The organism is Candidatus Methanoplasma cognatum (genome assembly GCA_009777615.1).
Lineage (GTDB): Archaea > Thermoplasmatota > Thermoplasmata > Methanomassiliicoccales > Methanomethylophilaceae > Methanoplasma > Methanoplasma cognatum.
The window spans coordinates 1-12,219 of sequence record WRLM01000002.1 but is presented as its reverse complement, the minus strand read 5'-3'; the positions used below and the strand labels follow the sequence as shown (position 1 = coordinate 12,219).

Sequence of the window (12,219 nt, the reverse complement as noted above, 5' to 3'; positions counted from 1 at the left end):
CTCTGATGATCTTCGTACTCTGCGGACCATTATGTCAAAACCATCACGGCCGCGCCACAGGCGGTCCGGCCGTCAAACTGCGGAGACACGGCACCCGCGCTCAGAACTTCAAGGCTGTGCCCGGACCCCCTCATTTACAGTGTGCGTTTTTTATCCTACTCTATAATATAGAATATCATAATACACGACGGCATTGCGGCGCTTGGTCCGGGGCCCTCGGAGAGGGTGCCCGCGGCGGATGGGGAACGCCGGAAGAACAAAGCATGCGAAGGCGGGTGACGGAATGGCTATGAATTTTCAGGACAGCGAGATAATTGCCGGGTGGGAGGACATACTGGGTAAGGACAAGTACCGCCTTATGTTCGCCGACATAGCGGCCAGCTATCCGGAGAAGAGGAGCGTCTATGTCCCCTATGAGGATATTGACGCATACAACACGGATCTCGCCATGTATTTTTTGGATAATCCGGACAAGTGCCTGAGCAAAGGCAGAGAGGTCGTGAAAGCTTCGCTCCCCCCCGCATGGGACAACAAGGACGCCGTGAACCTGAGGATAATCGACCTTCCCCGCGACGCCAAGGTGGAAGTGAGGAAGATAAGGGCCAAACACCTTGGGAAACTGGTAGCGGTGGAAGGGCTCGTAAGGAAAGCGACCACGGTAAAACCGAAGATGACGCACGCTCTCTTCAGGTGTGCCAGATGCGGGGCGGAGATATGGGAGGCCCAAAGAAGCGTCATCATGAGAGAGCCACTTATGTGTTCGAATCCCGACGGCAGCTGCAATAAGCAGGCCACGCATTTCGACCTCGATTCAAAGGCGTCGGTGTTCGTGGACACTCAGAAAATAGAGATACAGGAAAGCCCCGAGGGGCTGAGAGGCGGGGCCCAGCCGGAGAGGATAGCCGGATTCGTCGAGGACGACATCGCCGGGATAATAACTGCCGGCAACAGGGTGACCATAAACGGGATAATAAGGTCCTCCGAAAAACACGACAGGGATAAATCAACGGTGTTCGAGATATTCATGGATGTTTTGTCTGTAGAATTCGAGGAGCACGAGTACGACGAGATACAGATAACGGAAGAGGATGAGCTCGCGATCATGGACATGTCCGCGGATCCGATGCTCTTTGACAACATCATCGCTTCCATATCCCCGACCATCCACGGGATGGCCGAGGTCAAGAGCGCGATCGCGCTGCAGCTGTTCGGCGGCTGCAACAAAGAGATGGACGATGGGACGGTGATCAGAGGGGACATGCACGTGCTCCTTGTCGGAGATCCGGGTGTCGCGAAGTCTCAAATTCTCAGATATATGAGCTCGCTTGCTCCCAGGGGAATATACGCCTCTGGCAAATCGGCGTCGGCGGCGGGACTGACCGCCGCTGCGGTCAAGGACGAATTCGGCGACGGAAGGTGGACGCTGGAGGCGGGAGCGCTGGTCCTGGCCGACAAGGGGCTGGCATGCATTGATGAACTGGATAAGATGACCTCTCAGGACCGTTCATCCCTCCATGAGGCTATGGAATCCCAGAGGATCTCGGTGGCAAAGGCAGGCATAACCGCCACCCTTCAGTGCAGATGCTCGTTGCTGGCCGCGGCCAACCCGAAGTTCGGGAGATTCGAGACGGACGGGATGTCGATAACCAAGCAGATAGATCTCCCGCCCGCGCTGATGTCACGTTTTGATCTTATATTCGTGCTTACCGACAAGCCTAACGCAAAGATGGACAGGGAGCTGACCGCCCACATCCTGAACGTTCACAGAAGGGGACAGGCAAGGCAGATAACGGATGATGCGCCGCTTGTCGTGGGAGTGGATGTCAAGAAGATAAAGGATGAGACGCAGAACGTAAGGCCGGTCTACGGGCAGGAGATACTCAGGAAGTATGTGGCCTATTCGAAGCGCATCGTACCGGTGATGACCGACAAGGCCATGGGGATAATTGAAGAAAAATACCTTGAAATAAGGGCTATGGGGGCGGGGGAGAACGATTCTGTTCCCATTACGGCAAGACAGCTCGAGGCATACGTGAGGCTGTCCGAGGCGTCGGCAAAGATGAGGCTCAGCCGTACGGTCGAAGAAGAGGACGCCGTAAGGGCGGTTAACCTTGTGGAATACTATCTCGGAAAGTTACTGGCTCCGGACGGAGGGCAGTGGGATATCGACAACTTATCGTCGAATTTCACAAAGAAGGACCGCAACGAACTGACCGTGATACTGGGCATAATCGACGGCTTGGAGTCGGCCGACGGGGCGTCCGAGGAAGAGATAGTCAACCAAGCCCTCAGCGAGGGGTTGTCAGAGGAAAAGACCAGGAAAAGACTGAGGGCGATGAAGGACGACGGAACTTTGTATTGTCCTCCCGGCGGCAGATACAAGAGGGCATAAGATGATAAGCTGTAAAATTCACGTCCATGAGAACGAAAGGATACTGGCCGCATGCGACCTGGAGATCCTGGGGATGACATTCAGAGGGGACGGCGTCAAAATAAAAGTGTCCGAGATCTTCTACGGCGGAGAGGCCGTGTCCGAAGAGGCGTTCGTCGAAAGGACAAGATCCGTTACGATAATGAACATCGTCGGCAACCGCGCCGTCGAAATAGCCGTAAAAGAGGGGCTGGTCTCCGAACAGAGCGTGATGGTCATCGGAGAGGTGAAGCACGCTCAAGTGGTGATAATGTGAGTTTCTGTGTGAAATGCGGGAAAGAGACCGGCGATACGATCAACGGCCTCTGCGCGGAATGCTTCCTCGACGGCAGGAAGCTGACCTCCCTTCCGCACCATGTCGACGTGAACGTGTGCACCAACTGCGGGGACGTCGGGATTGGGGAAAGGTGGGTGACGAAGGACATCGGGGACGCCATAACAGATGCGGCAGTTAATTCCCTCGCCACGATAAAAGAAGCGAAGATCGTCAGTGCCAGGGCGTCGTCGGAGGAGCAGGATCCTTACGCGCACGCCGTCACGGTGGACGCCGTGCTCGACGTCGGCGGACACACCGCGGAGGATTCCTCCTCCACAATAGTAAGACTGAAGAACACCGTTTGTAAAAGGTGCTCAAAACAGCTCGGGAACTATTACGAGGCGATACTGCAGATAAGGGCCGGCTCCAAGGACGCATCGCGGAAGATCATGCGGGAAGCGCTCTGCAGAGTGGAGAATTTCGTAGACACGCAGGCTGTTAACAGCAGACATCTCTTCATAACCAAGACGGAGGAGGTGCAGGGAGGGATCGACGTCTATCTTTCCTCCATGTCGCTCGGAAAAGCCGTAACGAAGGACCTCGCCGACACGTATTGCGCGGAAACAAAGGAGACCTTCAAACTTGTCGGAATGACGGACGACGGCCGGAACATGTACAGAATAACATATCTGGTGCGGCTTCCCGACTTCCATGCCGGCGACGTGATACTGTTCGAAGGGCGGTACTTCAAACTGACCAGGGTGTCCGGCAGCGGCGCCAAAGTAACGGATCTGATGAATTTCCGGGAAAGGACGGTCAAAAGATCGGACATGCCGTCTTTCAAAGTGCACAAGAGGTCGGAGGACATGGGAGAGGCGGTGGTGGTGAACAGGGGGAAGGGAGAGATACAGGTCCTTGACCCGTCGGATTATTCCACCGTCGACGTTAATGTTCCGGACGACGCCGAGATAGGGGATACGGTAAGGGTGGTCGAGATAGACGACGCTCTTTACTACGTGCCGTGAGGACAACGCGGCCGATGGTCAGCTCAGGGTCGATGGTTTCATCGATCCTCTCGCTCCCTACGACCGCCAGCCATAATTTGAACGGCTCCGCTTTTGGTGACGGTATGGATTGTATTATCCGTAAAAGCTGCTCTGTGTTAACGACGTCAGTAGAACGTTTCTTGCCGTCGTCTGCGGTAAGCTTCAACTGCTTACAGTTTGTAAGCAGTTCATCGGCGCCTTCGTTCTTCAGACGATTCTTCATGACAGCCCAATATGTGCTCGCATTGCGTTGGGTGGGCTGGTCGGTCAGCACTGAGACCGCGTCAACTATTGAAAAAAGCCACTCTTCTTTTTCTTCGTCCCATACTGTTCGGATGCGCTTTTTCTCAAAAAGCCATACTTTTTTGTCATCGTCCATTGACTCAACTCCGCCTGTAGACTTGGTGCTGAGCAGAAAAAGACATCATGCTACAGTTAGGCAGTTAGGCATGGCCGGGGGCATCCTCGCCGTATTCTTTGGGAAAAGCTGATGGAACTTGGCCTTGAATTCTTCTAAATAATTAGGTAATATAATATGCAAAAGCGGCAGGCGGCGTTACGAAGGAATGCTTACTCCTCACACCCACTCTTTATGCGGCGGTCAGCATCTAGTGCATCTTTTTATCGGAACAGCAATAAAGGTACTATGATAAAACTGCCTGAACCCGTAGACCAGGTCGTGGTCAATCTTCTGAAGGCGGCGAACACCAAGCTTCCGCCGGACATCGGCTGGGCGCTGGAGGCCGCCGCCGGATGGGAAGCGGACCCGACGGCGAGGATGCAGCTCGGGACGATAATGGACAACGTGAAGAAAGCGGAGGCCCTGGGCCGTCCGATGTGCCAGGATACTGGCATACCGGCGTTCTATGTGAAAGGAAGGTTCGACGCCTCCATCCGCGGGGAAATAATCAAGGGGCTGAGAAGAGCGACGGAAACGATACCCCTCAGGCCCAACACCGTGGACCCGCTGACAAGGAAGAACACCGGGGACAATCTGGGGAAAGGCATGCCCGAGATACATTACATCCCGACCGAAGACGATTTCACCGAGATATCGGTCCTGATAAAGGGCGCCGGCTCGGAGAACATGACCCGGCTGGCCATGCTGAACCCTTCGGACGGGATCGAAGGTATCAAAAAGTTCGTCACAGACTCGGTCCTGGATGCGGGAGGGAGGCCCTGTCCCCCCGGCGTGGTCGGGATCGGGATCGGAGGCACGGCGGACGGATGCGCAGCGATGGCGAAGGAGGCATTGATGTCCCCCCTAGGCCGGGAGAACAGCGATCCTGCCCTCAGAGAGCTGGAGGAGGAGCTCTTTGTCAAACTGAACGGCAGCGGGCTCGGCCCGATGGGGTTGGGGGGTTCTACCACCGTCCTCGGAGTGAGGATCAGGACCGCCTGCTGCCATACGGCAAGCCTTCCGGTCGCGGTAAGCATAGGATGCTGGGCCACGAGGAGGGCCGCCGCGCGTATTACCGATACGGACGTGGAGTACAGTCAGGAGGCGGTCCTTTGAAGGAATTGAGGTCTCCGCTTGATGAAACAGCCGTCAGGAGGCTGAAGATCGGAGAGATCGTGTACCTGTCCGGCGGCGTGATAACGGGGAGGGACGGGATGCACATCCGGGCGATAGAGCATTCCCGTTCCGGGAAGCCGGTCCCAGAGGGGATCAAGGGCTCCGTCCTGTTCCACTGCGGCCCCATCGTGGAGAAAGAGGGGAACGGATGGAAGGTCATCGCAGCGGGCCCCACCACCAGCGCCAGGATGGATGCTTTGGGGCCGGAAATGATCAGAAGGTTCGGGATCCGCGCGGTCATCGGGAAAGGAGGGATGTCTAAAGAGATCGGGGATGCTATGCGGGAGGTCGGATGCGTATACCTTGCGGCGGTGGGCGGGACGGCGGTATCCATCGCCGAGTCCGTGGCCGAGGTCTGCGGCGTCGAATGGGAGGACCTCGGCATGGCCGAGGCGGTTTGGAGTTTCAGAATGGATAGGATGGGGCCGCTGGTGGTCGCGATGGACTCCGAAGGCGGCTGTCTTTATGAGGATATAAGGTCAAAGCTCGTCAGGTATTGACGTCTTCTTCCTCTGTGCTGTCGTCGAACATCTCCCGGTAACGGGGTTCGTTCATGCGCTTGCTCATGAACCACACGGCGAACGCCAGCAGGATACCTACTATCGCGCCTACAAGCACAAGCACGTGGGCCGCATCCATTCCGAGGTATTTCCTCAGTTCGGTCTTTTCCAATATGGTGATCTCCTCTTTGCTCGAAGGCACCTTCACTTCGTCGCCGTAATAGCTATTGAAGCCCTGGCTGCTGACCGTCAGACTGTATGTTCCGGCCGGACACGTTATCTTATATCTCCCGCGGTCGTCCGTGTGCGCCGTATAAACTCCGCCGCCGTATGTGGAGGTGAGGGAAACGGTCGCGTTCTTTATGGCGCCTCCGTTGAATGAGACCACGCCTTCGAAATCGCCGCTCGGCGCGATCATCATTATCGCGCACTGCATATCCTCGACCGGGCCTGTGGTGATGGTATATGTGCGCGTCATGCTGTTATATGACGCCTTTGAAAGATCGAGGGCCCTATAATCAGACCCCTGCAGGAAGGACGTGTTCGGACAGGTCAGGACGGTATATCCCGAAACGGTGAAGGATATTGTGAGGCCGGTGTTCACGGCGACGCCCACGCTGAAGAAGCCGTCGGCCCTGGTCTGGCCGGAAGGTACGGGGTCGCGTCCGTCGTTCACGGAGACGGTAACCCCTCCCATGGCGTTCTTCTCGGTATCCGCGACGTAACCTTCTATGTAGTAGTTCGTGACGGTATCGTCGCCGTCGGCGGGTGCTAGCGGCATCAGCGTCAGCACCAGCAGTGAGACCGCGACCGATGCCAGCAGGAGCTTGTTTCTCATCGCCGTTCAATGGATGACTGCATTTAATATCTTTTCGCGGTCGCATGGGGATTATACGTCAGATGTATGCCTGCGGCCGACGGGGGATCATATCGGGCAGATACCTTCCGGTTCTGCTTTGCTTCTCTGCCGGGCGGCGCTGAAAGCTGACCGCACACATGCGGCAGGGGGAGTTATCTCCGAAAATTTAATGCATAGGGATATGGTCGAACCCGCTAAAGAAACAGAGATAAGGCCCTTTGGAAGAACGAATATGAACTTAATAGCAGAGGTAAAATAGAGTTTGCAACGGGCGCAGTACGGGGAGATACGGGTTGCGAGCACGCAGCTCGCAGGCCTCTTTTTAGGAAATTTTCCGATAAGAATGATGTCTCGGCATTAAAATGTGCAAGGAGAAGAACCGCACCGCTACGGAATTTTCTCCGGTTCGTCGGCGTCTCGGCCTGCAAAACAACCTCGAAAATGTCGGAGAACCGTCAGAGTTTCCTTCCCGAAAGAGAGGCGACTGCTAAAAAATCGGACCATCTTAGGGTCCGATGAGTTCCCTCGGTCACCATGCAATACTCATCTGAATCTCAATTGCATATCATATGCTTGTTATATGGATGTCAGCGGGCGGACCGTATAAGCGGGGAGGGGTTGTTTGAGATAGTGCGGGGCGGCCTCGGCGGATAACCGAGGCTCATACGTAGGGACGCCCTCGCAAAGCGCATCTATATTCGGAAAAAACAAAGAATCGAGACATGAATGTACATTTTGCAAATGATCGTTCAGTCGCCATCCTCGGCATCCGTCCGGCGGGCGGCGATCTTGCTTTCCTCCTTGGCCCTTGTTCTTTCGTCTGAAAAAGCCTTGTTCCGTTCGGATATGGCTTCGGTTCTTTCTTCAAGGTAGCTCCTTATCGCAACAATGATGAAATCCGCCCTGCTGGAGAAGTCGTTGAATCTTTCAACGTCCTGATCTACCTTTTCTATCAGGCCTTCTGGAACCCGCAGGGTCACCACGGTTGTTCTGTTTTTTCTTTCCACGCCCTTTTGATTGTGTCAGAGAATTAAGCTTTATTGTATCGTATTTGCATACCACAAGAATACTTTATATATTATTATCTTTGTATAGCAAATGAACACTTTATATACTATATATCCATTATCGGTACTTCTTCATAGCGGCGCCGCGACCGTGCAAAAAATAGATATACATCTCCCTGTTGCGCCGAGGGCCTCATTATTTTTTGGCGAAAAGGCTCCTTTTATCAAGTTTTTCCGCCGCCGCGGACCTTATTTTTCGAGGAATTTTCTGCTCGCTTCACGCAGCGGGACCTGCCGTTCGGAAGGTGTTTCCGGGTGTTTTTATGGAAAATCATCATATCGGCCGCTTGACCGGCGGGGGTCATTTGATGTCAATTCGGTAAAAAAACCGCAGACCGCGGGTCGGGTTTGACGTTTCCGGCGTCTCCGAACGGCGGGCGAAAACGGCATTTAGCGGACCGCGCGATCGAAACTCCGCCCCGCAAAGCCGTCTATATTCTTCGGCGGCGCATCGGGATCACCCTCTTTTTTCTCAGGTCCCGTCCTCTTCGCGGCAGTTAATTCGTCCGTTGACGGCGGTCGATCTGCAAATATAGGTCGCCGGTCTCCGCGGGAAAGCCGCGTAAATTCGGTCGGAATCTGCGAAAAACTGTGAAGTCCGGACTGTCCGCGCCGGAGTGATCGGATGCTTTTTTTATGGCGCCTAGCCCCCAAATATTGTTCTTTGAGCTCTCGGAAACGTATCCGCCGATGGCGTAAAAAGGCTGAACATTTTCTCATAAAAAGACAAAGAAAGATGTCATAAAGGCCTGCGTTCAAGGCGGAGCACGCGCCGAATAAGCCGCCGGTATGGTCTGGTTTTAGGAGACGGCGCGGCGGAGACGGCCGCGTTCAATGTGCCTTAAGTGGCAATACTATTGTCTGTTCGGCGGAAATATCTTTATAAGAATTTCTGTTTAACCAAAATAGTTGTTTGTAATTCCGAGCAGAAGAATATATATTCTCGATATGCGTTCTTACTCTCCATACGCTTGCAGAGGCGGGTTGGGGGAAACATTCTCGCCGAAGTATTGCTTGAAAGTGAACGTTAATGACAAAAAGAATAGCGTCCGCGTCCGAAAGGAGTATAAGATACGGAAAAAGAAGGCAGTCGGCCCCATACCGCAATAATGTTTTTATGTATGGTCCAGCCGCATCCAGAGATGTCATTTCCCTATTAATAAAGGCATTTCTGATCCTCGCATTGTTGTGCACATACCGTAATGTCTCCGGGCCGAAGGCATCTGGCCATTATACGTTCGCTCATACAGATACATCCGCCGTTATCCCCAAAGAGGGCGGAACAGTCATGGCCGAGGATAGAGCCGCTGGCGTAAGCCGCGGCTTCGGCGTAAAAGTATTTACCAAACGGGTTACGCGTACCTCGCCGCGTTTAGCGGGGGCTATTTTAAAAGAAATAAGAAAAGATGGTGTAAACCTATGAAAGCAAAACATAAGACAGGACTGAGAAAGCTAGGAAAGCATCCCAAGTACATGTACGGGGTGCTGGCGATGGCAGTGATGGTGGCCGCTTTTGCGGCCGTGCAGCTCATACCATCGGATTCCTATGAGGATACGTCTGCAACCATAACGACAGATTTTACTATTGATCTGTCATCCACTGACAATCTAATGGGAACAGGCTATGGCTTCAACGCAAGCACAGGAGCGCTAACCTTCTCATCAGATGCAAATAATTTCAAATATACTATCATACAGTCGGGCCCGCACAAAAATGCGAATATTGCTTTTGGGCTCAATGTAACAACCACTGTCGTCATTGACGGCATCAATATAACCGGAAACTCGATCGGAACCGGACCGCCGATAGGCATAACACTAGGTAACGGGGCCAACGCAACTATTCTCCTGCACGGATCAAGCACGATCACAGGAAGCGTCGTAGTGCCCAGCACAGCCACTCTTACAATTAACAATTCAGACAATAACGGCGGTAGCGACGGGTCGCTCAATGTGACCGTCCCGAACTTGAGCAACGCGGCAGCCATCGGAGGCAATGTCGGTCAGGCTACCGGTAACATAAACATCATGGGCGGTACAGTGACCGCTACCAATATAGGACCGGGCAGCTATGGCGCAGCCATCGGCGGCGGCGGCGGCAATAACGCGGTCGGCGGCGGCGGCGGCAGCATTACGATCGGCGGCAACGCAGTTGTGACCGCAACATCAGGAAACGGCGCAGCCATCGGCGGCGGCAGCAGCAGCAGCAGCAACTACGCCAACGGACAGGGGACAGCACTCACCATTTACAGTACGGCGACTGTCAATGCATCATCTTGGTGTATGTATTATCACGGCGGAACCGGAAATGCTAACCTTCCCGCCATCCATGCAAGAAGTATTGCAGGCGACGGTTACTTTGTGAATGCGACCGTGCAGCTCACCAACTTCATCCCTCAAGCCTTCCAAAATCAACCGTATAACCTGCGCGTCTTTGCAGACGGCGACATGACCAATGCACTGGCAACGATGCGCGTCGATAACCAAAATTGGAAATCCTTTGCTTTCCAGATCCCCGGCTCAAATGCAGCGTTCTATAATGTCTATGCAGAGTTCATAGGGGCCGGCGGCACAACTGTGTTCGATGTGCTTCGCGCTATCGACAACAGCCCTCAAATCCCCACAATAAACGCATCATCGGCAAGCCCGATGAGCAGTTACAACATTTACGCTTGGGATGATTCCACTCCCGTTCCGCCCAATAAGACCGGCAACAACGATGCGGTCTTGCCCGTAAAAATGGGAACGGGTACCACATCTTTCGCATCCGTCACCGAGAAATACATTTACGTTGACAGCGGCGTGGAGTTCCAAACAGAAAACATCCGTATTCTTGCCACAGGGAGCAACTACAATGTTACCGCTCCGGCAATAGCAGGCTATCTCAACAAAGGTCACATTTGGAATAACCCGCCGACGGATCGTTACGATCCTCTCATCAACCCTTCAAACCAGGCGACCCTTTCGAACATCAGCGGCAACCACGTTGTGTACTTCCTGTATGCAGTGGAGGTACCTTACGTTGACGTGAACGGAAACACACAAGTTGTGGAGGCGCTTCCGATCGATAAGGCCTATATCGACTCCAAAGGCGGAGTGCTGACCGGCAGCGGAGGGGTTGACGGCTGGTATTTCATAAAGGATACTTTCTCCCTCAGTCAAGCTATTACGATCAACGGTGATGTCAAGATCATCATTGGTGACGGATATACAATATATTCATCCGGCTTAGCGACCGGCATAGTAGTTCAGCCGGGTAGCCGCCTTTCATTCTATTCGCAACCGATAGTGGATGGCATGGGCATGCTGAGCTCCAACAGAAACGGTGTTACTCTAAATGCCGGCAGCGAACTCATAAACACAGCCCTCATCGCATCTACGTACGGCGGTTACTACGCCGTAAACTCCACCGCCGGAGGCGATATCACAGTCGGGATGACAGGAATTATCAGAGCCGTGACGTATGGTATCCTTCACGGTAACGGCACGGTCAATAACTACAATGTGATCCAGGGCACAGGCCCCGCCAGCAGCGGTATCCGCGCGGAGGGCGCAGGTGAACTCTTCAATCACAGCAGCGGTTACATAACAGGAACCCTGAGCGGCGTCCGTTTATCACAGGGAAGCCTTGGCTTCAAAGTCGACAACTTCGGCATGATCGAGGCAAACGACGGCACTTCAACATCCACGATAGGACTCTGGGCAGACGGAACCCAAAATCTCACAACCACGATCATCAACCGGGCCGGTGCTACGATCAAAGGTACGGGCTACGGTATCAGCTCCGGCACGCCTCTCACGATCAACAACTTCGGCACGATAGAGAGCTTCTTATCCGGCGCCGGCTCCGCTGCTGTTTCTTTCGGTAATGGCGGCACGATCACCAATGAAATAACGGGAACCATCGTCGGCGTCACCAACGGCATAACCGTCACCAGCGGCGCTACGACCTTCAAAAACTTCAATGCGGTCACAGGTAGCGTCACCCTCGCCAATGCCAACAACAACGACATCGAATTCGGAGCCGGCAGCCTGATAACCGGCAACTTTGCCATGGGGATGTATACAGGCAAGCTTCACTTCTCCGGTTCATTGGCTTCACCGTTTATCTATTCCACCGTCACCGGCTCGGCCACCGGCAATGCCGCGGTGAGCTTTGAGGACGGGGACATAATCGGACATACTAATCAGACCATAGTTCTGATAGATGCAAGCTCAATGACTATGTCGCTTTCGAACAACATGTTCACCGGCGACCCGCCCGGCAACAAAAGCTATCGCATATTGGTATCGGGCAGTCAGCTGACCGCCGTGAGCCTGGTCGGCGAGAACTATGTCGATGTGGACGGGACCTTACAAACACACGCGAGTGTGACAAGGATCAATCAGAGCTATTTCTCCACCATGGACGGCAATCTGACAGGCTACAACACGGTCGATGGCTGGTATTTCGTGGAAGACGACATAGTCCTCGATCATCTCAC

General features: G+C 53.9%; 10 protein-coding genes. 7 read left to right on the top strand and 3 right to left on the bottom strand.

The features are described from left to right. The first annotated feature begins 238 nt into the window (after positions 1-238). The 3 genes from FWG96_02925 to FWG96_02915 are packed head-to-tail and all read left to right on the top strand — an operon-like array spanning position 239 to position 3,712. Positions 239-2,392 (top strand): minichromosome maintenance protein MCM, encoded by a 2,154-nt coding sequence (locus FWG96_02925; GenBank protein MCL2032204.1) that lies wholly within the window; start codon positions 239-241, stop codon positions 2,390-2,392. A gap of 1 nt (position 2,393) precedes the next feature. After that, positions 2,394-2,687, top strand: a complete 294-nt coding sequence (locus tag FWG96_02920) for a DUF424 family protein (GenBank protein MCL2032203.1) — start codon at positions 2,394-2,396, stop codon at positions 2,685-2,687. After that, complete coding sequence (locus tag FWG96_02915) at positions 2,684-3,712, top strand: NMD3-related protein (GenBank protein MCL2032202.1); 1,029 nt, start codon at positions 2,684-2,686, stop codon at positions 3,710-3,712. The genes FWG96_02920 and FWG96_02915 overlap by 4 nt, the downstream gene beginning before the upstream one ends. On the opposite strand, the gene FWG96_02910 is transcribed toward FWG96_02915, so the two are convergent. Next, positions 3,633-4,112: a Bro-N domain-containing protein gene (locus FWG96_02910; GenBank protein ID MCL2032201.1), complete on the bottom strand. Its 480-nt coding sequence runs from the start codon at positions 4,110-4,112 to the stop codon at positions 3,633-3,635. The two genes, FWG96_02915 and FWG96_02910, sit on opposite strands and share 80 nt — an antisense overlap. Positions 4,113-4,379: 267 nt before the next feature. Between FWG96_02910 and FWG96_02905 the strand changes: the two genes are divergently transcribed. Further along, positions 4,380-5,249, top strand: coding sequence for a fumarate hydratase (locus tag FWG96_02905; protein ID MCL2032200.1), 870 nt, complete (start codon positions 4,380-4,382; stop codon positions 5,247-5,249). Next, positions 5,246-5,809, top strand: a complete 564-nt coding sequence (locus FWG96_02900; protein MCL2032199.1) for a FumA C-terminus/TtdB family hydratase beta subunit — start codon at positions 5,246-5,248, stop codon at positions 5,807-5,809. Before FWG96_02905 ends, FWG96_02900 begins: the two co-directional genes overlap by 4 nt. On the opposite strand, the gene FWG96_02895 is transcribed toward FWG96_02900, so the two are convergent. Both FWG96_02895 and FWG96_02890 read right to left on the bottom strand, forming a co-directional pair. Continuing rightward, positions 5,799-6,647, bottom strand: a complete 849-nt coding sequence (locus FWG96_02895; GenBank protein ID MCL2032198.1) for a carboxypeptidase-like regulatory domain-containing protein — start codon at positions 6,645-6,647, stop codon at positions 5,799-5,801. The genes FWG96_02900 and FWG96_02895 overlap by 11 nt on opposite strands. A 770-nt stretch (positions 6,648-7,417) precedes the next feature. Next, positions 7,418-7,675 (bottom strand): ribbon-helix-helix domain-containing protein, encoded by a 258-nt coding sequence (locus FWG96_02890; protein MCL2032197.1) that lies wholly within the window; start codon positions 7,673-7,675, stop codon positions 7,418-7,420. A 1,090-nt stretch (positions 7,676-8,765) separates the two neighbouring features. Here FWG96_02890 and FWG96_02885 point away from each other — a divergent pair. Continuing rightward, positions 8,766-9,158, top strand: coding sequence for a hypothetical protein (locus FWG96_02885; GenBank protein ID MCL2032196.1), 393 nt, complete (start codon positions 8,766-8,768; stop codon positions 9,156-9,158). Further along, a partial coding sequence (locus FWG96_02880; protein ID MCL2032195.1) for a hypothetical protein occupies positions 9,155-12,219 on the top strand: 3,065 nt, incomplete at its 3' end. The genes FWG96_02885 and FWG96_02880, both read left to right, overlap by 4 nt.